This is a genomic window from Pseudomonas sp. AP42 (assembly GCF_001728935.1).
Classification (GTDB): domain Bacteria; phylum Pseudomonadota; class Gammaproteobacteria; order Pseudomonadales; family Pseudomonadaceae; genus Aquipseudomonas; species Aquipseudomonas lactis.
Genome location: NZ_LYSO01000054.1, coordinates 1 through 20,856, shown reverse-complemented (window position 1 = coordinate 20,856; position 20,856 = coordinate 1). Strand labels below are relative to the sequence as shown.

19 protein-coding genes are annotated in these 20,856 nt (G+C 60.1%); 7 read left to right on the top strand and 12 right to left on the bottom strand.

The genetic code is table 11. The annotated features are described in order from the left end of the window. Positions 1-49: 49 nt before the first annotated feature. The 4 genes from A7K61_RS18550 to puuE all read right to left on the bottom strand — a co-directional run bounded on the left by A7K61_RS18550 (position 50) and on the right by puuE (position 3,148). Positions 50-553, bottom strand: coding sequence for an ureidoglycolate lyase (locus tag A7K61_RS18550; protein ID WP_003192823.1), 504 nt, complete (start codon positions 551-553; stop codon positions 50-52). Between the two features lie 119 nt (positions 554-672). Further along, entirely contained in the window at positions 673-1,668 is a 996-nt protein-coding gene (gene alc / locus A7K61_RS18545) for an allantoicase (protein WP_014719294.1), read from the bottom strand. A gap of 41 nt (positions 1,669-1,709) precedes the next feature. Continuing rightward, positions 1,710-2,225, bottom strand: coding sequence for a 2-oxo-4-hydroxy-4-carboxy-5-ureidoimidazoline decarboxylase (gene uraD, locus A7K61_RS18540; protein ID WP_044271673.1), 516 nt, complete (start codon positions 2,223-2,225; stop codon positions 1,710-1,712). Further along, positions 2,222-3,148, bottom strand: a complete 927-nt coding sequence (gene puuE, locus A7K61_RS18535) for an allantoinase PuuE (RefSeq protein WP_044271671.1) — start codon at positions 3,146-3,148, stop codon at positions 2,222-2,224. Before puuE ends, uraD begins: the two co-directional genes overlap by 4 nt. Before the next feature lie 439 nt (positions 3,149-3,587). Here puuE and uraH point away from each other — a divergent pair, with 439 nt between their 5' ends. Beyond that, positions 3,588-3,941, top strand: coding sequence for a hydroxyisourate hydrolase (gene uraH, locus A7K61_RS18530; RefSeq protein WP_069558107.1), 354 nt, complete (start codon positions 3,588-3,590; stop codon positions 3,939-3,941). 163 nt (positions 3,942-4,104) lie between these two features. After that, positions 4,105-9,285 (top strand): dermonecrotic toxin domain-containing protein, encoded by a 5,181-nt coding sequence (locus A7K61_RS18525; RefSeq protein ID WP_083263111.1) that lies wholly within the window; start codon positions 4,105-4,107, stop codon positions 9,283-9,285. Here A7K61_RS18525 and A7K61_RS18520 read toward each other — a convergent pair. Both A7K61_RS18520 and A7K61_RS18515 read right to left on the bottom strand, forming a co-directional pair. Continuing rightward, positions 9,260-9,898, bottom strand: a complete 639-nt coding sequence (locus A7K61_RS18520) for a LysE family translocator (protein WP_044271669.1) — start codon at positions 9,896-9,898, stop codon at positions 9,260-9,262. The two genes, A7K61_RS18525 and A7K61_RS18520, sit on opposite strands and share 26 nt — an antisense overlap. 65 nt (positions 9,899-9,963) lie before the next feature. After that, the gene (locus tag A7K61_RS18515; protein WP_014719288.1) at positions 9,964-11,310 is read right to left on the bottom strand and encodes an NCS2 family permease; all 1,347 of its coding nucleotides are present in this window, start codon (positions 11,308-11,310) and stop codon (positions 9,964-9,966) included. A gap of 290 nt (positions 11,311-11,600) precedes the next feature. Here A7K61_RS18515 and A7K61_RS18510 point away from each other — a divergent pair, with 290 nt between their 5' ends. After that, positions 11,601-12,203: a glutathione S-transferase family protein gene (locus A7K61_RS18510; protein WP_044271711.1), complete on the top strand. Its 603-nt coding sequence runs from the start codon at positions 11,601-11,603 to the stop codon at positions 12,201-12,203. Between the two features lie 107 nt (positions 12,204-12,310). On the opposite strand, the gene A7K61_RS18505 is transcribed toward A7K61_RS18510, so the two are convergent. Further along, complete coding sequence (locus A7K61_RS18505; RefSeq protein ID WP_069558106.1) at positions 12,311-13,207, bottom strand: LysR family transcriptional regulator; 897 nt, start codon at positions 13,205-13,207, stop codon at positions 12,311-12,313. 125 nt (positions 13,208-13,332) lie between these two features. Here A7K61_RS18505 and A7K61_RS18500 point away from each other — a divergent pair, with 125 nt between their 5' ends. Genes A7K61_RS18500 through A7K61_RS18490 form a run of 3 tightly spaced genes read left to right on the top strand, consistent with a single transcriptional unit; the run spans position 13,333 to position 16,269 of the window. Further along, the gene (locus A7K61_RS18500; protein ID WP_069558105.1) at positions 13,333-14,625 is read left to right on the top strand and encodes a CitMHS family transporter; all 1,293 of its coding nucleotides are present in this window, start codon (positions 13,333-13,335) and stop codon (positions 14,623-14,625) included. Between the two features lies 1 nt (position 14,626). Then, positions 14,627-15,952 carry an acyclic terpene utilization AtuA family protein gene (locus tag A7K61_RS18495; protein WP_047711473.1) on the top strand — a complete coding sequence of 442 codons (1,326 nt, stop codon included), beginning with the start codon at positions 14,627-14,629 and terminating at the stop codon, positions 15,950-15,952. Beyond that, the gene (locus A7K61_RS18490; RefSeq protein ID WP_044271661.1) at positions 15,949-16,269 is read left to right on the top strand and encodes a hypothetical protein; all 321 of its coding nucleotides are present in this window, start codon (positions 15,949-15,951) and stop codon (positions 16,267-16,269) included. The genes A7K61_RS18495 and A7K61_RS18490 overlap by 4 nt, the downstream gene beginning before the upstream one ends. Positions 16,270-16,846: 577 nt before the next feature. Here the strand turns inward: A7K61_RS18490 and A7K61_RS18485 are convergent. The 5 genes from A7K61_RS18485 to A7K61_RS18465 all read right to left on the bottom strand — a co-directional run bounded on the left by A7K61_RS18485 (position 16,847) and on the right by A7K61_RS18465 (position 19,624). After that, positions 16,847-17,218 (bottom strand): glutathione S-transferase N-terminal domain-containing protein, encoded by a 372-nt coding sequence (locus A7K61_RS18485; RefSeq protein ID WP_003192799.1) that lies wholly within the window; start codon positions 17,216-17,218, stop codon positions 16,847-16,849. A 101-nt stretch (positions 17,219-17,319) separates the two neighbouring features. Then, positions 17,320-17,865, bottom strand: coding sequence for a GTP cyclohydrolase I FolE (gene folE, locus A7K61_RS18480; RefSeq protein ID WP_003192797.1), 546 nt, complete (start codon positions 17,863-17,865; stop codon positions 17,320-17,322). Positions 17,866-17,943: 78 nt separating this feature from the next. After that, entirely contained in the window at positions 17,944-18,501 is a 558-nt protein-coding gene (locus tag A7K61_RS18475; RefSeq protein WP_003192796.1) for a Smr/MutS family protein, read from the bottom strand. Between the two features lie 75 nt (positions 18,502-18,576). Beyond that, complete coding sequence (locus tag A7K61_RS18470) at positions 18,577-18,897, bottom strand: hypothetical protein (RefSeq protein WP_003192794.1); 321 nt, start codon at positions 18,895-18,897, stop codon at positions 18,577-18,579. A 136-nt stretch (positions 18,898-19,033) separates the two neighbouring features. Beyond that, the gene (locus tag A7K61_RS18465) at positions 19,034-19,624 is read right to left on the bottom strand and encodes a cysteine hydrolase family protein (protein ID WP_003192792.1); all 591 of its coding nucleotides are present in this window, start codon (positions 19,622-19,624) and stop codon (positions 19,034-19,036) included. A gap of 239 nt (positions 19,625-19,863) precedes the next feature. Between A7K61_RS18465 and prmB the strand changes: the two genes are divergently transcribed. Continuing rightward, entirely contained in the window at positions 19,864-20,772 is a 909-nt protein-coding gene (prmB, locus tag A7K61_RS18460) for a 50S ribosomal protein L3 N(5)-glutamine methyltransferase (protein WP_047711471.1), read from the top strand. The last annotated feature ends 84 nt before the right edge of the window (positions 20,773-20,856 follow it).

Below are 20,856 nucleotides of genomic sequence, written 5' to 3'. Positions count from 1 at the left end.
TCTTTACCTCTCGCCTGTCACCCTTGTTGTCGGGTGATCAGACCTTCTCTTATTGGTGGGGGGCGAGGATCAACCGCTCATCCTCTTTGAAAAAATGCTCATCGCAGTTATTGCCTGTGCCACTGCGATCAACCACCAGGAAGTCATCCCGCTTTTCGATCGTCAGCACCGGGTGGTGCCAGACGCCGCGATGGTAATTAATGCCCTGCCTGCCGTTGGTGACGAAGGCGCGGACCAAGCCTGATACAGGTTCATCGCCAAGTGGCGCGACCACGATCAGAAAGGGGTTGCCGAGCAGCGGAATGAAAGCCTGGCTGCCCAGCGGGTGTCTCTCCAGCATGCACACGGTCAACGGCATGTCCTGCGCGTCGGCGCGGAAGATGCTGATGATGGCGTGGTCTTCCGGCTTCGCGGTTTCGACCGTGGCCAGTTTGTGAAAGCGCATGGTCGACCCGTTGTTGATCATGAAGTGGTCGCTGCCGTCGGTTTCGATAACGTCTCCGAAGGGGGCGAAGGCTTCTTTGGTCAGGGGTTCGATCATCAGTGTGCGCATGGCTGTCTTCTTATCCGAATACTGTGTTGTTTGGTCTATTGCTATCGCGGGCAAGCCCGCTCCCACATTTGGAATGCATTCCCCTGTGGGAGCTGGCTTGCCTGCGATGGCATCACCGCTTATTTCGACACTTTGCCCAGGACGCGCAGGCGACTCACACCACCATCCGGGAACACGTTCAAGCGGATGTGGGTAATCGGCCCCAGCGCCTTGATCTGCTCGGCGAAGGTGTGTTCGGCGTGCATTTCCAGCTTCTGTGCCGGCAGCAGTTCGCGCCAGAACAGCGATTGGGTTTCGATCTGGCTGTCGGTGCCGCCTTTCACAAAGGCGCCCTGGATCGAGCAGGTGTCCGGGTAGTTGCCCTTGAAGTGCAGGGTGTCGACCACGATTTTCTCGATCTCGCCCGGGTGGCCCAGGGCGACGATCACCCAGTCATTGCCAGGCGTACGACGACGTGCGGTTTCCCAGCCGTCGCCCATGTTGATGCCACGGCCCGGGTTGAGGATGTTGCTCATGCGGCCGAAGTGTTCGTCGGAACAGGCCAGGGCACGGCCGCCATTGAGCGCGGCAGCCAGGTCGACCTGTTCGTTGTCGCCCACCGAAGACCAGTCGCGGAACGGCACACCGTACACCCGCAGACGCGCTACGCCGCCATCCGGGTAGATGTTGAAGCGCAGGTGGCTGAACGCCTGGTCGTTGTTGATCTCGTGGTAGTGGTGGCTGTTGCCTTGCAGCTCGACGGCCGACAGCACTTCCACCCACTGGGTGTTGGCATCCGGCTCGCCCGAGGCCAGGAAGCAGGCTTCCAGGGAGGCCGACGGCGGGAAGTTGCCGGTGAAGAATGAAGTGTCGATGTCCACGCCTTTGATCGAACCCGGCACGCCCAGGCGGATCACCGCGCTGTCGTAGCCTTCGAAGCGCTTGCGGCGTGACTCCCAGCCGTCCATCCACTTGCCGTTGTCATCGAAAACGCCCTCCTTCCACACGGCCGGGGTCGGCTGGAACAGGCGGTTGGCGTCAGCGAACCAGTCATCGGTCACCGAGATGATCTTGGTGCCCAGGCGGGCGTCGGCCAGGTTGACGAACTTCTCGAAAGGTACGGCGTAAGCTTTCATTCTTCTTGTCTGCCTTAGATAGAGTGGCTGGGGATGGACTGCTAGAGGTTCAGTAAACGGAACAACGCGATCTTGTTGATCTCGTCCAGCGCGCACTTGAACTCAGCGTCTGCAGAGTTGTGGATGCGCGTTTCGAACGCGGCGAGGATCTGGTGCCGGTTGCTGCCTTTTACCGCCATGATGAAGGGAAACTTGAACTTGGCTTTGTAGGCCTCATTCAGCTCGGTGAAGCGAGAAAACTCTTCGGCCGTGCATTGGTGAATACCCGCGCCCGCTTGTTCATCGGTGCTGGCTTGGGTCAGTTGGCCCTGGACGGCAGCTTTGCCGGCCAGGTCCGGGTGAGCATTGATCAGCGCCAGTTGCGAGGCGTGATCAGCGCTCAACAGGATATCGCTCATGCGCTGGTGCAGGGTTTCGATCTGGTCGATCGACGCGTCCTGGCCGAGGTCGAAGGCCTTTTCGGCCACCCATGGCGAGTGTTCGTAGATATCGGCGAAGGCCTGAACGAAGGCGTCGCGGCTCAAGGTCGAAGGTTTAAGGGTTTGGAACGCAGTCATTTCGCCGCTCCCGGGAAAGGGTGGGTTTGGTGCCAGTGACGGGCGATGTCCACGCGGCGGGTGAACCACACCTGGTCATGGCCTTTGACGTATTCAATGAAGCGCTTGAGCGAGGCCAGGCGTGCCGGGCGGCCGATCAGGCGGCAATGCAGGCCGATGGAGAGCATCTTTGGCGCCTCGGCGCCTTCGGCATACAGCACGTCGAAGGCGTCCTTGAGGTACTCGAAAAAGTCATCGCCCTTGTTGAAGCCCTGCACCTGGGTGAAGCGCATGTCGTTGGTGTCCAGGGTGTAGGGGATCACCAAATGCGGCTTGCCGTGGGGGGTGTTGGGTTCCCAGTAGGGCAGGTCGTCGTCGTAGGTGTCGCAGTCATACAGGAAACCGCCTTCCTCCATCACCAGGCGACGGGTGTTGGGGCCGGTGCGGCCGGTGTACCAGCCCAGCGGGCGTTCGCCGGTGAGTTCGGTGAGGATGCGGATGGCTTCGAGCATGTGCTCGCGCTCCTGGGCCTCGTCCATGTACTGGTAGTCGATCCAGCGGTAGCCGTGGCTGCAGATCTCGTGGCCGGCGGCGACCATGGCGCGGATCACATCCGGGTGGCGCTGGGCGGCCATGGCCACGGCGAAGATGGTCAGCGGGATGTCGAATTCTTTGAACAGCTTGAGGATGCGCCACACGCCGGCACGGCTGCCGTACTCGTACAGCGACTCCATGCTCATGTTGCGCTCGCCTTGCAGCGGCTGGGCCGAGACCATTTCCGAGAGGAAGGCTTCTGACTCTTTGTCACCGTGCAGAATGTTGCGCTCGCCGCCTTCTTCGTAGTTGAGTACGAACGACAGCGCAATGCGTGCCTTGCCCGGCCAGTGGGGGTGAGGAGGGTTACTGCCGTAACCGATCAGGTCGCGTGGGTAGTCAGCGCTCACTGCAGTCTTCCTTCTTGTTCGTGGTAGCAAATGTGTGGCGGCCGGGCAGTGGAATGACTGAGTGGCGTCACAGCGATGAGTGATTGTATACAACTTATCGCGAACTTTGTAAGCCTGCATTTCTGCATTTTTTCTGAACGGGCGCTCTACGGGTCTCTGCAAGAAACTTGCCTAAGTGGTCAGGTTAAAATCAAAAAGCCCACTGTAGGAGCGAGCTTGCTCGCGAAAAACCTGAGGGCGCCACTTTTCATCCTGAGAGCCCGCGTTATCGTTGGCGTTTTTCGCGAGCAAGCTCGCTCCTACGGGGGGTTGAAGCACTGTGAAATTTATTGTGTACAATTTTCTTTGAAAATGTCTTAATCAGTCATCACCGGCTTTTTCACTGCCCTGAAAGAGTGCGGGTTTTCCTATTACTGACTTCGGGAGGCGCATAAAAGCCATGGGACGTTTGACCACACACGTTTTGGACGCCGCGCATGGCTGCCCCGGCAGCGGCATCAAGGTTGAGTTGTACCGCGTCGAAGGCGCGCAGCTGGAGCTGGTTGCCACCGCCACCACCAACAGCGATGGCCGTTGCGACACGCCGCTGCTGCAAGGCGACGACTACCGCAGCGGCGTGTACCAACTGCAGTTCAGCGCCGGTGATTACTACCGTGCCCGTGGCGTGCAGTTGCCCGAGCCGGCTTTTCTGGACGTGGTGGTACTGCGCTTTGGCATCAGTGCCGAACAGGACCATTACCATGTGCCTTTGCTGATTTCGCCTTACAGCTACTCCACCTATCGCGGTAGCTGAGTCGTCACCTCGCTTCACACCCCCAAATGCTCTTCGTTGGTTTCGCCCGCGCACACTGCGGGCTTTTTTTTGCCCGTGGCTTGTGAATTGGCCGCTCAAGTATGTAACGCACCCTGGGCGGCAGCGGTGCCTAGTCTCGGCTTTTCTGAACGGAATAGTCGCTATGAGCACCGACACCACGGCCTGGGCCGACAAGCTTGATTTCGATGACCCACACACCTCTTCCCTGGAGCGTGACGAGGCCATTCGCGTGTTGCTGACCCGTCGGCTCAATGCGGTCGCGCACCCCAGCCATGAAATCAACCAGATCCACCAGGCTCAGGTCAGGGGACGCGAATCGGCCAAAGCCCTCAGCGGCCTGATTGGACGCGCACCGAGGATACTGGGGGTCATTCGTGGCGCATTGCGCGAAGCCTTCTCCCTCGACCCTGACACCTTACTGTTCACCGAACCTCTGCCCCCGGCTCCCGCGCGCAAGGTCAACAGCTTGACCGAGCGGGCCCTGGCGTTGCTGATCCAGCCCAATGTACCGCTCAATATCAACCAGTTCACCTCATTGAGCCTCAAGGATGATCCGACCAAGCGTCTAACGTTTACCGCCAGGGAAGCATTGGTTCGGGTCAAGGACTTGGCGCTGCTCGCTCGGTTCGAGCGCGCGGTAGCCGAGTATTGGCAGCAGTTGGCCCACGGTTCCTGGCTGACACGTCGAGAGCGCTGGGTGCAATTGCGCACATCGTTGTTCGCCGAAAATGCGTTTTTGGCCCATCGCACGTCTCAACTGACGGACAGTGGCTATGACATGCTAAGCAAACTGCTGCAAATACCTGACGCCGGCTTGCGTCAGAAGGCCGGCGGGGAATGGGCTGCGATTCAGGTGAGCCACATCATGTGGCCCGGGACTAATCGGGCCATGGTGCCCATCCCGGGGGCTCTGCATATTTATCGTGATGGCGTCGTCGGGGGGACGCCCCAGGTTATTTATCTGCCCGGTCTGTTCCGCGAATTCTATGAGTTCGACTCTTTTAACCAGATGCAGTGTGATTTGCCGCTATTGGTCAACGGCCCCTTGAGCAGTGCTTTATGGCAATGCCTGCCGCTGCGTCGTAGGCATGAGGCGTGTAACACCATCGGCGCAACGCCCATGACATTCGTCCGGCAACATGGGGACGCGTTGCAAAACAGTGCGAGCGAATTGCTGGACGGGCAATGGGATAACGAGCTGGCGTGTGCCTTATCGATCAATCATGGGGTGATGGGCATTCAGGACGCGGGGCAGCCGGCTATCGCCGGTATCCAACGCTTTCTCAGGTTTATCCAAAAAGGGCGCCAGCGTGTGGTGGCGTTCACTCGGTTGGGCCGTACCCTGGATGCCTTGTTGGAGTGGGATTACAAGCGCCGCAGTGACGAAATTGTACTTGGGCGCCTGACGCCGGACCTCGCGTTCAAAACCCAGCAAGCACAGCTCAAGCGTTACGAAAAAAAACTGATGGGTTTGCTGGACGCCACGGATGTGGGCAGCGCCAGCGCGGGCTACCAGGAATTTTTGCGCCTTGAACGCCAATGGCAGGACCAGGTTGCGGTGGCGCGCAAGTGGGCGCAAAGCCCGCTTGAACGCGTGTTTCAGAGTGATTACTGGCTGGAGAAACCCGAGGGCTCACGCACACGTGGTTCGTTGCTAATGCAAGCGCAGCGTGACGCCTTGCTTGGGGAGGCGCAGATGCAACACCGCTTGGGCCTGATGAGTCGCGCCCATCTGGAGTGTCTGGAGGCTGTGTTGAATGAAGCATGGGTACCCGGGGCCAAGTCCACGGACAGCTGTGTACTGCAAGTATCCGTGGGTGGCGAGGCAACCAAATTGTACCCATTGCTGGGCGCAGTAGTGGTAACCACCCAAGCGGCTCGGACTCAGCCGGGGGCCCTGTATCCCGTAGTGTTATATGTGATGGGCCAGCATGGCGGGCTGGTGACATTCGATAGCTTGAACGCCTTTGTCGCGGGCCTGCAAGCCAGCCTGAAAAGCCGCGATAGCTCGGTGTTATGGCGCTGCATCGAGCGTCACCGGCGCGAGGCGGTGCGCACGTCGATCAGTTTGCTGCCGCAGACGGCTGCACTGGTGGTGAGCTACACCGCGATCGAGCGTTACATGTTCAAAGACCTGTTCATGAAACTGGCGGTACACCATATCGCGCTGAACAAGCGTATTGACAAGGGTAAGAGACTGTTCAGCGAAGTGAGTGATCCGCAGCTGAGCCGGATGTTGCTGGCTCGGGAGCTGTTCGAGTGTCTGCAAGTACCTGACAATGATGCTCGAACACTGGCCTTGGCCAACATCGACTTGTTGCAGGCGGCAGCTGCTGAGGCCAAAAAACTCCCTTCGTGGCTCGGCATCGCATCGCCCGCTCAGCGCAAACACTATAAGCGTTTGTTACGCCGCTATCTGGTCAGCATTTTTGCACTGGAAACCAAGCTCTGGCAGGACTTGCCTGACTTGGAGCCCTTTGCTCGCCAAGCCCTGATTGCCAAATTGACCGTGGACGGTTTCTATCCGCAATTGGATATCGATACCCCCCTGTTCGACATGCCCGATGATGTCAGCACTCACTACGAGGGCTGGACGAGCCAGGGGGCGGTGGGTGATCGTCAGATTAAAACGGTGGTCAGTAAGGAACGTACCACCTTCAGCATGCTGCAATTGGCGTTGCACAACCTCAACCCTGAGGCGCCTTGGACCCGCTGGCGCTTGAACCGGGCGCGCTGGCTGGAACCCGTCTGGAAAGAACGCTTGAGTGTGAGCTACCTGATCAAAATGATCGCATCGCTGAATGTGGGGGGCGAATACGACAAGCAGATCCGTAAGGCTTTTTATCCGAGCCCTGGCTCGTCCTTCGGGCTGTCTCAGGCGCTAGTCGATCGAGGCTTTAAACAGCGCGCCGAGATGCAGTTGTACTCGGCGGCGCGACAAGGCTTGAACGATTGGAGCCAGCGTCTGTTTACCTTCGCCATGGCCGCGCGCAAGGCAGGCGATCTGAAAAACGACGAGTTTGACGTGCAACTGGCTGTCCTGCGCCTGGTGGGCGTTACCCTGGAATATGATCGCCACATCGCCGGGGTACTGGTGATTCATGACAAGCCCACCGGGAAGTGCGTAGTGTACTGGCCCACGGCAGTGGCAAGCCGGGTGATGGTCGGGTACGCCAGTTTGGCCGAAGCCGAAAAAGCCCTGAATCGGTTGGGCGCATTACCTGCCAACCTGAAAGAGTTGGCGCGCCTGGTGGCTCCCGGCTGGGAGCATCAGGCGGTGCAAGATTATCCCGACGAAAGCCTCCAGCTAGAGCCCAGGCTGCCTGACTCGGCCAAGCATCGTCTCCTCCCCGGGGCAGACCTCATGGCGGTTCTCGTTGAATTCTTCCTGCTCAAGCATAAAGACCCGGCGGCCGGGCTTGAAGCTGTCGAAGCGCAAATCGAGGAGCAGATTGCGCTGCAACCAGAAAGTTGGTTGGAGGTTGTGACCACCTCCCATTCCAATCCCACGGCGCTGCTGGCCCATGCCCGGGTGTTCGAGCTGCAACGACGTACGCAGGCTCGGTCCAATTCCTCCCAGGCACTGGGGGAGTACCGTGAGCGACGCCTGAGAGAACAGTTCGAGGCCACGATTCGTGGGTTACTGGCATTTATTCCAGTGCTAGGGGTGGGCATCAGCTTGTATGAGATGCTGCTGGCGGCGCGGCGCTATCATTTGAGCGGTTCTGGTCATGACGCGGTAGATGTGGTGGCTCTGACGCTCTTTGCATTTATTGATGTGCTGTCTACCTTTGCCCCAGGCCCCAAGGGTGCTCGCGTCGCACGGGGCGCTCTGCCTCGCTATAAAGGCAACACATTCGCTCTCACAGGCCTGAAGGCGCCGTCGAGCAAGCCGACTCATCTGCTTGCGCGCTTCAAATCAACCGACGTATTGGAAGGCGCCGTTGAGTTGAAGGGGCCAGCAAGCAAGACTCAGTACGTGAAGAATGGCCAGCAGTTGCTTGCCGAGGGGGGCGAGCTCTACACGGTGTATCAGCGCAAGGCCGAATCGGTCGTGCGCTTTAAAGAATCGCAAAATGAACTGGTATTGAATATCCATCAGCCCCCAGAGTGGTTACTGGGGGCCGATACGCCTCAACCGGTGGCGGGAAGCAGTTCGGCGGCCCGTCAGCCGTGGCCTGCGGCCGTGCCGACCTGGCGACCATCCACTGCACGCGGGGTGACTGAAAACGCCATTCTTCAGTCGTCTGCAATGGGGGACCGTTGGTTCAGTTGGCGTATTTCACCTGGGTTGGATGCCGATTTTGCTTCTGCCGCTCCTGGGGTGTTTTATATCGGGAAGGATGCCCGCAGGGGGCCGCACCACGTTCTCAGGGTGGCTCCTGTTTATACCAACATAAGGGACCCTTCGAACGTTTATTACAGGTTGCTGCCCCAAGGTGATCAGGCGCCGTTGACGGGTATCGTGTTTATCACCAGGGACTGGACGCCGGTTTCAGCCGCACGGGTTGATATTGGGCGTTGGACAGCCACTGAACTCGCGGAACAACCCCTTCCGGCGTCATATAACACCCTGACGAACCAATGGCGGTTCCATGCGCCCTTGTTTGACAGGCCGCTGCAGCAGTATATCGGTACGGCATTCCCTACCATGACCGTCAGTAGCCAAAGGTTCACCGCCGAAAGGCTGATTGAGTTGTCAGGCTCTACGCGCCAGGTAACGGCCACTCACCTACTTAATGTGCGTTCGACACTCGATACGTGGTTAACCCCGACCCAGGGGAACATTGGCCAGACAGATGATTTATTGCGAATGTTGCGGCCCACTGAAAAGCCGTACACCAGGGTACACATCGGTTACGAAGACCAGGCGCCTGGTTTCACCCGCGTTGACTTTAAGGTGGCGGGATTAGACCCATCGCTTTTATTCGGTGGCCGGTCGGTCGCGGTTGAGCGAAGCACTGCCCAACGCGCGGCCATCAAGAGCGTATTGGAGCAGCAGGGTTTCAATGTCCGCGAAGTAAAAGTGAAGCACGGCAGGGCAATGGATGATCTGATCGCGACTCATCCCAACTCAAACCAGCTGTACTACGTGTCACCCAGCTGGGTGGAGGAGGCCAGTATTCAGCTAAATACCCGACTCTCGGATCTTTGGTTTAGCGACGCACTCAGCAAACACTCCAATGCGCTTCCATTGCAGGGCGTCAAGCTCGCGCTGGACGAAGGGCGCCTGGTTCGGATCGTGGCAGGCATTCAATGGCCGACCAAGAGGACGCTTTCTCCCACCGTCTATTTCGTCAAAGTGAGCCCCTCGCCCCGATAAGCGACACCGCGCCGGCGCCGCCGAACAGCGCGGCGCTGACCCGGTTGAACCAGCTCTGGCCAGCGCCAGAACGCAAGTACCGCGCCGCGCCATGGGCGCCGAGGCCGTAAGCCAGCTTGCACAGCAGGTCGAGCACCGTCCAGGTGGCGATCATGATCAGCAACTGCGGTAAAAAGGCCTGCTGGGCATTGAGAAATTGCGGCAGGAAGGCGGCGAAAAACAGAATGTCCTTGGGGTTACTGGCACCCAGCACAAATGCGCGACCAAACAAGGCGCGAAAGCGCGGCACAGTGGGGGTTTGCGGCACGACTGCACCCTGGCTGGGCTGGCGCGACTGTTGCCAGCTCTGCCAGGCGAGGTAGAACAGGTACAGCGCGCCGACGATCTTCAGCGCGCTGAACAACTGCTCGGAGGCCAGCAACAGCGCGCCCAGGCCCAGGGCCGAGGCGCTCAACAGGCAAATCGAGGCGAACACGCCGCCGAGAAACGCCGGGTACGAGCGGCGCAGGCCGTAGTTGAGGCTGTTGCTGATCATCAACAGCGACAGCGGGCCAGGTATCAGGATTACCACCAGCGCAGCGCCACTGAACAGCAGCCAGGTTTCCAAGGTCATTTACAGTCCTCCCTTCATGCAAAAGCCCCACCCGAAGGTGAGGCGGTTTTTCAGCCGTTCCCGAACTACAGGAAGATGAACTTGGCGATAAAGATCGCGCACAGCACCCACAGGCTGATGGAAATTTCGCGGTACTTGCCGGTGCCGGCCTTCAACGCCACATAAGTGATAAAGCCCAGGGCGATGCCGTCGGCGACCGAAAACGTCAGCGGCATCATGATCGCGGTGACGATCGCCGGAATGCTGTCGGTGGCTTCATCCCAATTGATATGGGCCATGCTTGCCATCATCAGCATCGCAACATAAATCAGCGCGCCGGCCGTTGCGTAGGCAGGAATCATGCCGGCCAGCGGCGCAAAAAACATCGCCGCCACGAACAATATGCCCACGGTCACCGCGGTCAAACCCGTACGGCCGCCAGCAGCCACACCCGCGGCACTTTCCACATAACTGGTCACCGGCGGTACACCGACCATGGCGCCGAACACGCTGGATGCACTGTCAGCCTTCAATGCGCGCGACAGGTTGTCGATCTTGCCATCGGCATTCACCAGCCCTGCGCGTTGTGCAACGCCCATCAGTGTACCGGCAGTGTCGAACATGTGTACAAAAAGAAAGGCAAATACCACGCTGATCATGCTCACATTGAACACACCCATCACGTCCATTGCCATCCAGGTCGGTGCCAGGCTCGGTGGGGTGGCGAGAATGCCGTTGTAGTGCACCAGGCCCAGGCCCCAGCCGGCCAGGGTTACGGCGATGATGCTGATCAGGATGGCGCCGAAGACGCGGTGATAACTGAGGATGGCAATCAGCAGGAAACACACAGCCGCCAGCAGCGGTGCCGGCTCGTGTAGGGAGCCGAGCTTGATCAGCGTCGCCGGGCTGTCGACAATGATGCCGGCGGTTTTCAGACCGATCACCCCCAGGAACAAGCCCACGCCGGCGCCCATGGCATGGCGCAAGCTGACCGGAATGCTGTTGAGCAGCCATTCGCGGATGCGCGACAGCGTCAGAATCATGAACAGCACGCCGGAAATAAACACCGCGCCGAGGGCGGTCTCCCAGGTGTAGCCCATGGTGCCGACCACGGTGTAGGTGAAAAACGCATTCAAGCCCATGCCCGGCGCCAGGCCCACGGGCCAGTTGGCGTACAGGCCCATCAGCAGGCAACCCAACGCCGCGGCGATGCAAGTGGCGACGAAGGCCGCGCCGTGATCGATACCGGCATCGGCCATGATGTTGGGGTTGACGAAGATGATGTAGGCCATGGTGATAAAGGTGGTGAGGCCGGCGATCAGCTCGGTCTTCACTGTGGTGCCATGCAAGCGCAGTTTGAACAGGCGTTCCAGCCAACCGCCTCGGGGCGCGGCCAGGTCCAACGTAGGGGCTTCGGTTTTGCGGCTATCCACAGCGAGTACTCCTCAATCGTTTTATTGTTATTTCCAGCGCCGGTTACATGAGTGGGCAACGGCGCTTTGAGGTACTGGCGGGTTTGTTGACCAAAAGGTCAGGAACTCGCACGAAGCGAATTATGCTTTTGTATACAAATAAAGCAAATAATGTTTTCGATTATCTGGGCGAAAAGGGATGAAAGGCCCACGCCAGGGGATTTATTCTGCGCGACGCCTTGAAACAAGCCCTCGATACCCGCACCTTGTGGGCGCAAGCATTCGGTCAGCAAGGCGAAAAGGGGAGCCCCATGTACAAGGTTTATGGCGATTACAAGTCGGGCAATTGCTACAAGGTCAAATTGATGCTCACTCTGTTGGGCATTCCGTATGAGTGGGTCGATATCGATATCCTCAAGGGCGATACCCAGACCCCTGAGTTCCTGGCCAAAAACCCCAATGGCAAGGTCCCGGTATTGGAGCTTGAAGACGGCACCTGCCTGTGGGAGTCCAACGCGATCCTCAACTTCCTCGCCGATGGCAGCGAATTCCTGCCCACCGAACCGCGCCTGCGTACCCAGGTATTGCAGTGGCAGTTTTTCGAGCAGTACAGCCATGAGCCTTACATTGCGGTGGCGCGGTTTATTCAGTTCTACCTGAACATGCCCGAGGATCGGCTGGAAGAATATAAAACCACCCATAAGGGCGGTTACAAGGCCTTGAGGGTGATGGAGCGTCAGCTTCAAGCCACGCCTTATTTAGTGGGCGAGCAGTTTTCAATTGCCGATATCGCATTGTATGCCTACACCCATGTGGCCCATGAAGGCGGCTTTGACCTGGCGCCGTATCCGGCGGTGCAGGCATGGTTGCAGCGGGTGGCCAGTCATCCCAAGTACGTGGCGATGCTCAATTGAGCTGACGCGGTCAAACTGTGGGAGCGGGCTTGCTCGCGAATGCACAGTGTCAGTCACTGAATGCCTAAACTGATTCACCGCATTCGCGAGCAAGCCCGCTCCCACATTTAGCTCATTGGTGAGTCAGATAGTTCTTTATGTAGCAGTTCAAAGCAGCGCTGCGCCGCCGGGCTCAAGCCCATCCCGCTGCGGCTGATCAAGCCGATCTCCCGATTCACCCCGGGATGATCGATGCTGATCCGCTGCAAACCCTCCAGGCTATCCGCCGCCGATTCCGGCAGCACACTGATGCCCAACCCCTGGCGCACCAGGGCCAATACGGTCGACATGTAGTTGGCCTCCATGCCGGCGTTCAGCGTCAGCCGTGTCTCATCGAACAGCGTATCCACTTGCTCACGCACACTGCTGTCGCGCCCGGTCAGGATGATCGGCTGGTCTGCCAGTTGCTCCAGGGTCAATTGGCGGTGATGGGCGAGCGCATGACCCGATGGCACAAACGCGCACAGCCGATCATTGAGCACCGGCACGAAGTCCAGGCCGTGGCTCAGGCGGGCGCGCACGCCGATGCCGAAATCCACTTCGCCGTTGCGAACCTTTGCGTGAATGCGCTGGGCCACCAGGTCATGCAGGCGCACTTCGATGCCGGCGAAGCGTTCGCGAAACAGGCGCAAGGCCGGGGGCAGGGCGCCGGCGCAAACTGAGGGCAGGGCGGCGATGGTTACCACGCCACGGCGCAATGCAGCGAGGTCGCGGGAGCCGGTGACGATGTTGTCCAGGTCCAACAGCAGTTTTTCCATAGGCCCGCGCGCGTCCTGGCCTGCGGCGGTAATGCTCACGTGGCGCGGGCTGCGGTCGAGCAGGGCGACGCCGAGCCAGTCTTCCAGTTGCTGCACCTGCACGGTGAGGGCCGACGGCGACAGATGCAGCTCGTTAGCCGCCTTGGTGAAGCTGCCTGTGCGGGCAACCGTAAGGAAGGCTTGAATGTGCTGGATGCTGTTTTTCATGAGCGTCGCTTCATTTTGTTTTTCCGAACGCCGGTGGCTGAATATTGCAATTTACAAAGCCTAGCGCGATTCCAATACTCCAGGGAAAACAATAACCGGCCAACCAGGCCGCCCTGGAGTAACCCATGCTCGCAACCCTGGGTGTCATCACCATTCTGTGCCTGCTCGCTGCCGTCATGAGCAAGCGCCTCTCGCCGCTGGTGGCCTTGATCGCCTTGCCGATCATCGCTGCGCTGCTCGGTGGGTTTGGCCTGCAGGCCAGCGCTTTCATCATTACCGGTATCAAGAACGTCGCCCCCGTGGTTGGCATGTTTGTGTTCGCGATCCTGTTTTTCGGGATCATGACCGATGCGGGCATGCTCGATCCCATCATTGATCGCATCCTGCGCACGGTCGGGACCCGTCCTACACGGATTGTCGTCGGTACTGCGACCTTGGCGTTGCTGGTACACCTGGACGGCTCTGGCGCGGTGACCTTCCTGGTGACGGTGCCGGCGATGCTGCCGCTGTATACGCGCCTCGGCATTGATAAACGCATCCTCGCCTGCGTGTGTGCGATGGCGGCCGGGGTTAACTTTCTGCCTTGGACCGGCCCGGTGCTGCGCTCGTCGGCGGCGCTGCATGTGCCGGTGGCTGACCTGTTTCAGCCACTGATCCCGGTGCAGATCGTCGGGCTGATCTTTGTCTTCGCCTGCGCCTGGTGGCTGGGCCATCGCGAAGAAAAGCGCCTGGGCCTGGGCGCGGGTTCCAGCGTGGAGGCGGTGCCGCAACGAGTGCTCAGCGATGAGGACATCAAGCTGCGTCGTCCACGGTTGTTCTGGGTCAACCTGATGCTGACCGTGCTGGTGATGGTGGTGATGATCGCTGGCTGGGTCGATCCGGTGGTGATGTTCATGCTCGGCACCGTGGTTGCGCTGTGCATCAACTACCCCAACGTGGACGCCCAGCGTGCGCGCATCGACGCCCATGCGAAAACCGCCCTGACCATGGCCAGTATCCTGCTCGCCGCCGGGGTATTTACCGGCATCATGCAAGGCACCGGCATGCTCAAGGCCATCGCCGAAGTGGCGGTGGCGCAGATCCCGGCGGGCCACGGCAAGTTGATCCCGGCCGTCGTGGGCTTTTTGTCCATGCCCCTGAGCATGTTGTTTGACCCCGATTCCTACTATTTCGGTGTGATGCCGGTGATCGCCGAAGTCGGCAAGGCCCTGGGCGTCGATCCGCTGCAAGTGGCTCAGGCTTCGCTGCTGGGCGTGCACACCACCGGCTTCCCGGTCAGCCCGCTGACCCCTGCGACCTTCTTGCTGGTGGGCCTGTGCAAGATCGAACTGGCCGATCACCAGCGCTTCACCATTCCTTTCCTGTTTGCCGCCTCGGTGTTGATGACCCTGACGGCGTTGCTCCTGGGAGTGATTTGAGATGAACACCTTGCGCATCGGCTCCGGCGCCGGCTACTCCGGCGACCGTATAGAACCTGCCGTAGAACTGGCCGAACACGGCGACCTGGATTACCTGGTCTTCGAATGCCTGGCCGAACGCACCATCGCCCTGGCGCAACAGGCGCGTATCAGCGACCCGCAGGGTGGTTATGACCCGCTGCTCGCTGAGCGCATGCGCCGTGTCTTGCCCTGTGTGGGGCAGCGGGCGGGGCGTCGACGCCTGCGGGTGATCACCAATATGGGCGCGGCCAACCCGCTGGCGGCGGCCAGGGAAGTACGGCGTATTGCGGGCGAGCTGGGCCTGGGCCTCAAGGTTGTGGCCGTGGTCGGCGATGACGTGCTGCACGCCTTGCCTGCCGAGCAGTTGCTGGATAACGGCCAGACCGTGGGGGCATTGGGTGAGCGGCTGATTTCCGCGAATGCCTACTTGGGTGTGGAGGGCATTATTGAAGCGCTGCGCGCCGACGCCGATGTGGTGATCACCGGGCGCGTGGCCGACCCTTCGCTGTTCCTGGCACCCCAGATGTTTGAATTCGGTTGGGCCTCTGATGATTGGCAGCGACTGGGCCGAGGCACGTTGGTGGGGCATTTGCTGGAGTGCGCGGGGCAGGTCAGTGGCGGCTATTTCGCCGATCCCGGCTTCAAGGATGTGGAGGATCTGGCACGCCTGGGCTTTCCCCTGGCCGAGGTCGACGCCGACGGCAGTGCAGTGATCACCAAGGTGGCAGGCTCCGGTGGGCGGGTCAGCCGCGCGACCTGCGCCGAACAACTGATTTATGAAGTTCACGACCCGGCAGCCTACGTGACCCCGGATGTGACGGCCGACTTTTCCCAGGTCGGGTTTGTCGAGGAGGGCGTGGACCGGGTGCGTGCCCAAGGAGCCAGCGGGCGTGCCCGGCCTGAACAGCTGAAGGTCAGCGTCGGTTATCTGGACGGTTGGATCGGTGAAGGGCAGATGTCCTACGGCGGCCCCGGTGCTGTCGCACGGGCCCAGTTGGCGCGGGACGTGGTACTCAAGCGTCTCGCGTTGATCGGCGTAAAAATGCAGGACCTGCGCGCTGAGTTGATCGGTATGGATTCATTGCACGGCCCACGCAGCAACGTCGAGCCTTGGGAGGTGCGCCTGCGGGTCGCCGCCCGGTGTGAGGAGCGTGGCGACGCGGTGCGGATCGGCAATGAAGTGGAGACCCTCTACACCAACGGCCCGGCCGGCGGCGGTGGGGCGAGCAAAGGCGTACGCCAGGTGGTGGCGGTCGCGTCGTTGCTGTTGCCCCGTGAAGCGGTCAAACCGAGGATTGAAGAATGAAACTGCATACGCTGGCCCATTCCCGCACCGGAGATAAGGGCGATACGTCGAACATCTCGATCATTGCCTATCGCGTGCAAGACTATCCGTTGCTGTGCGAACAGCTGACGGCGGAGCGCGTGGCAGCGTTCTTCGCGGATTTACTGGAACCCGGTGCTGAGCCGGTTCGGCGTTATGAATTGCCAAATGTGCAGGCGCTGAACTTCGTGTTGCCGGGCATCCTGCGTGGCGGCGTGACCCGCTCGCTGGCGCTGGATGCCCACGGCAAGTGCCTGGGCTCGGCACTGCTGGATCTCGACCTGACAATGCCAACCTAAGAACACCGCACCGCAAATGTGGGAGCTGGCTTGCCTGCGAAGACGGCCTGACAGCCGACACCTATCCACCTGACACCCCACGATCCAACTGTGGGAGCGGGCTTGCTCGCGAAGACGGCCTAACAGTCAACACAGTTGGACCGTGTACATATCCATTGCTGCGGTAACGGCTACTTAGGGTTCCGCCCTGACGGCGGCTCACTTTTGAAAGGAGCCCAAAAGTAAGCAAAAGGCTCTTGCCCCACCACTCGGCACCTCGCTTAGGCTCGGTGTGCCCGTAATCCGCCAGTGATTTGGGGGGGCGCCGCCACGCGCCATCCATGGCGCGGGGCGGCTAAACCGGCATCCCTGCCGGTTTACCCCCCAAATCCCTGTCGAATTCCGGCCAGCGTGGTTTAACGGGGCGCCTAAGATCAAAAGCAGATCAAGAGCGACTCGCTTCGCATCGTGGAGTGTGTGGCCGGGCGCGGTCAACTGTGGGAGCTGGCTTGCCTGCGAAGGTATCGACTCGGTGTACCTGAATCACCGAGTTGACTGGATCGCAGGCAAGCCAGCCCACATTTGATCGCCGTGTGCTTCAGATCGCGGCGAAGCGCTTGTCCAGATACTCGATGATCACCTTGGAGTCATACATCCAGGTGGTCTGGCCGTTCTCTTCGATGCGCAGGCACGGCACTTTGATCTTGCCGCCTTGTTCCAGCAGGGTCTGGCGGTCCTGTTCGTTGTTCTTCGCGTCCTTCAAGGCCACCGGCACATTCAGGCGGTGCAGGGTGCGGCGGGTCTTCACGCAGAACGGGCAGGCGTGGAACTGATACAGGGTCAGGTCCTTGGCGGCAGCATTGACCTTGGCCTGTTGTTCGGCAGGGCGTTGTTTTTTGCGTGGGCGGGTAAGAAAGTCGCCCGCGATGATGACGTGGCCGAGGCCCACTCTAAGTGCTTTGACGAACATGGCTGAAACCTCTTGCCCATGACTGAGGGGGCGCAGCTTACCTGATTTCTACAGGCGAAAAAAAACCGGCGATGAACGCCGGTTTTTTCCTGCCTGGCCGGTTACTTGATCAGGCTGAGAAATTCGCTGCGGGTAGCCGCGTTCTCACGGAACTCGCCCAGCATCACCGAGGTGATCATCGACGAATTCTGTTTCTCGACACCGCGCATCATCATGCACATGTGCTTGGCCTCGATCACCACCGCCACGCCCAGGGCGCCTGTCACTTCCAGCACCGCGTCGGCGATCTGGCGGCTGAGGTTTTCCTGGATCTGCAGGCGGCGCGCATACATGTCGACAATGCGTGCGACCTTCGACAGGCCCAGCACTTTGCCGCTCGGAATATACGCCACGTGAGCCTTGCCGATAAACGGCAGCAGGTGGTGCTCGCACAACGAGTACAGCTCGATGTCCTTGACCAGCACCATTTCGCTGTTGTCAGAGCTGAACAAGGCACCGTTGGTGACTTCTTCGAGTGTCTGTTCATAACCGCGGCAGAGGTACTGCATTGCCTTGGCGGCACGCTTTGGCGTGTCGAGCAGGCCCTCGCGGGACACGTCCTCGCCGAGTTGGCCGAGAATCTCTGTGTAATTCTGTTCCAGGGACATGAAACTACCTGTGGGATTTTCGCAAAGCGCAAGGTTACGGTGGCGGACACATCGCTGCAAGCCTGACGATGGCACTTGTTACTCGTCGCGCCCTTCCATCATGGTGCGCTTGAGCATCACATACACCGCGCCGGCACCGCCGTGACGGGCCTGGCAGGAGGTAAAGCCGAGCACCTGGGCATGCTGGCGCAGCCAGGTGTTGACGTGGCTCTTGATCATCGGCCGCTTGCCGTCCAGCCGCACAGCCTTGCCATGGGTGACGCGCACGCAGCGAATTTCGAATTTGGTCGCTTCGGCCAGGAAGGCCCAGAGGGTTTCCCGGGCTTTTTCCACGGTCATGCCGTGCAGGTCGAGGCTGCCTTCGAACGGGATCTGGCCGGCCTTGAGCTTGCGCATCTGGCTTTCCTGCACGCCGTCGCGGGCCCACATCAGCTCATCTTCGGGGCCGACGTCGATCACGAACTGGTCCGACAGGCCATCCACGGTGGTGGCATCGGTGCGCACGGTCGCGGCCTGGCGCAGCTTGGCGATCTGCGCCCGGTCAGTCTTGGGTTTGCCGGTGTCGGCGCGGTCGTGCTTGATCGGCTTGACGCCGCGCAGCTCGTTTTTGAACAGGGAAAAATCGTCGTCTTGCATGTCAGCCTCCGCGAAGGGCGGGCAGTTTACCTAAATCGCGGCGGCCAGGGCGCAGGAAACGCTATCCAAGCGCCATCAGTCGTGCTTTTTCATCAGGTGAGAGGCGATATTCAACGACAACGGTTGGCGCATTTTCCGACGGCTGCGACGCCACAGCCACACACCCAACCACAGCACCAGCAAGCCGACACCCAGCAGGAGTGCCGAGCCGCCCGGGCTGGCATTCAGCTCGCCCAGAGCCGGCGAATGCCCAAACAGGCCGGCGCCACCAGCGCCCGCCAACAACAAACCTACTATCGCCAGTAACGCAGCAATGCACGCTACCAGGCGCAGACGCCAATTGCTCGGGCCTTTGGGGCGCAAGCGACGAGCATCAAAACCATCGGATATCTTCATTCCGACCTTTCCTCCAGGGTATCGGCCCTTCGACCGGAAGATACACAGGTTGTTCCGGGGGGAGGGGTAAATGCGCCAAATGAAAGGGCTTTGCGGATGAGCGGAGCAATAAACACGCCGCTCATCGCCAGCAGGATCAGATCAGATCTTTGGCCAGCGCCAGGGTGGCGAAGTTGTCGGCCATGATGGCCATTTCGGTTTGCTGCACGTGCTCGGCGCTCAGGATGCCACCTTTGTACGGCAGGTCGCGGGTAGCGCAGGCGTCTTCCACCAGGGTGCAGCGAAAGCCCAGGTTCTTGGCCGCGCGCACGGTGGTGCTGACGCTGGAGTGGCTCATGAAACCGCAGACGATCAGGTCCAGAGAGCCCAGGTCCTGAAGGTGTTTTTCCAGGCCGGTGCCATGGAAGGCGCTGGGCAGCAGTTTGCCGATGATGGTTTCGTCACCTTCAGGCTCAAGGCCCGGAATGAATTCACCGCGCTCGCCCTGGGGGTCAAACAGGCCGCCCACGGTGCCCAGGTGGCGCACATGCACAATCGGGCGCCCGGCACTGCGCGCTGCGGTCACCAGTTGCTTGATGTTCTGCACCGCCGCGTCCATGCCCGAGAGGGCGAGCGGGCCGCTGAGGTACTCTTTCTGGGCGTCGATGATCACCAGGGTCGCATGATTGAGGTTGGCTGCTGCGTAACCGCGACCGCTGAGTTGAAACATCGTCTTTGGAACGGACATTCTGGGGCTCCTGTGAGTGGGGCTTTTGCGACATTGTCCACTGGCTGAGCGCTTCTGTGAATCGCTACTATCGTAAGGTACGCCGTTGCTGGCGTGCAGCCATGTCAAGAGGCAGGCCTGTTTAACACAATGCGGGCAAATTGGATGAAATCCGACGTACGGCGCCAGGTGTTTCGTACATCGTCGGTACAGGTGAAGGCTGTTAGAATCGCCAGTCGTTTTTTCCAGGAGCTTGCCCCGTGATCACTTCCCGCCTGCGCACCTTGCGCGACCATATCCGTTGGGCTGTCAGCCGTTTCCATGGGGAAGACCTGTTTTTTGGCCATGGCACCGACAATGCCTGGGACGAAGCCCGGCAATTGGTGCTGGGCGCCTTGCACCTGCCGTGGGAAATAGCCGACAGCTATTTGGATTGCAACCTGGAAGAAGAGGAAATCTCCCACGTGCAGCGCTTGCTGCATCGGCGTATCCATGAGCGAGTGCCAACGGCCTACCTGTTGAACGAGGCCTGGTTTTGCGGCATGTCGTTTATCGTCGATGAGCGCGTACTGATTCCACGCTCACCGATAGGCGAGCTGATTGAAGACCGCTTTGAACCCTGGCTGGCCCAGCCGCCGGCACGCATCCTCGACCTGTGCACCGGCTCCGGTTGCATCGGCATCGCCTGTGCCTACGAATTCCCCGAGGCCGAAGTGGTGCTGGGAGACCTGTCCTTCGAAGCCCTGGAAGTGGCGAACCAGAACATCGAGCGCCATGGCGTCGACGAGCGCGTCTACACCGTGCAGGGCGATGGTTTTGACGGTTTGCCCGGCCAGCGTTTCGACCTCATTGTGTCGAACCCGCCCTACGTGGACGCCGAAGATTTCGCCGACATGCCCGACGAATACCAACACGAACCGGAACTGGGCCTGGCCTGCGGTGACGACGGCCTGAACCTGGTACGTCGGATGCTGGCTGAAGCGGCGGACCACCTGACCGAGAAGGGCTTGCTGATTGTCGAAGTGGGCAACAGCCAGGTGCATGTCGAGGCGCTGTACCCGGAAGTGGACTTTGCCTGGCTGGACTTCAAGCGCGGTGGGCATGGGGTGTTCATGCTCACGGCTGAACAGTGCCGTGCGCACCAGGCAGTATTTGCCGCGCGGGTCTAACTGCACAAACGCGGTCAATGTGGGAGCTGGCTTGCCTGCAATGACGGCCTACCAGCCGATACTTCTCTCCCTGACACCCCACAG

Bases quoted from the DNA above. Each gene is read 5' to 3' on its own strand.
- A7K61_RS18550 (WP_003192823.1), bottom strand. From the start codon at position 553: ATGCGCACACTGATGATCGAACCCCTGACCAAAGAAGCCTTCGCCCCC.
- alc (WP_014719294.1), bottom strand. From the start codon at position 1,668: ATGAAAGCTTACGCCGTACCTTTCGAGAAGTTCGTCAACCTGGCCGAC.
- uraD (WP_044271673.1), bottom strand. From the start codon at position 2,225: ATGACTGCGTTCCAAACCCTTAAACCTTCGACCTTGAGCCGCGACGCC.
- uraH (WP_069558107.1), top strand. From the start codon at position 3,588: ATGGGACGTTTGACCACACACGTTTTGGACGCCGCGCATGGCTGCCCC.
- A7K61_RS18525 (WP_083263111.1), top strand. From the start codon at position 4,105: ATGAGCACCGACACCACGGCCTGGGCCGACAAGCTTGATTTCGATGAC.
- A7K61_RS18520 (WP_044271669.1), bottom strand. From the start codon at position 9,898: ATGACCTTGGAAACCTGGCTGCTGTTCAGTGGCGCTGCGCTGGTGGTA.
- A7K61_RS18510 (WP_044271711.1), top strand. From the start codon at position 11,601: ATGTACAAGGTTTATGGCGATTACAAGTCGGGCAATTGCTACAAGGTC.
- A7K61_RS18505 (WP_069558106.1), bottom strand. From the start codon at position 13,207: ATGAAAAACAGCATCCAGCACATTCAAGCCTTCCTTACGGTTGCCCGC.
- A7K61_RS18500 (WP_069558105.1), top strand. From the start codon at position 13,333: ATGCTCGCAACCCTGGGTGTCATCACCATTCTGTGCCTGCTCGCTGCC.
- A7K61_RS18495 (WP_047711473.1), top strand. From the start codon at position 14,627: ATGAACACCTTGCGCATCGGCTCCGGCGCCGGCTACTCCGGCGACCGT.
- A7K61_RS18490 (WP_044271661.1), top strand. From the start codon at position 15,949: ATGAAACTGCATACGCTGGCCCATTCCCGCACCGGAGATAAGGGCGAT.
- A7K61_RS18485 (WP_003192799.1), bottom strand. From the start codon at position 17,218: ATGTTCGTCAAAGCACTTAGAGTGGGCCTCGGCCACGTCATCATCGCG.
- folE (WP_003192797.1), bottom strand. From the start codon at position 17,865: ATGTCCCTGGAACAGAATTACACAGAGATTCTCGGCCAACTCGGCGAG.
- A7K61_RS18475 (WP_003192796.1), bottom strand. From the start codon at position 18,501: ATGCAAGACGACGATTTTTCCCTGTTCAAAAACGAGCTGCGCGGCGTC.
- A7K61_RS18470 (WP_003192794.1), bottom strand. From the start codon at position 18,897: ATGAAGATATCCGATGGTTTTGATGCTCGTCGCTTGCGCCCCAAAGGC.
- A7K61_RS18465 (WP_003192792.1), bottom strand. From the start codon at position 19,624: ATGTCCGTTCCAAAGACGATGTTTCAACTCAGCGGTCGCGGTTACGCA.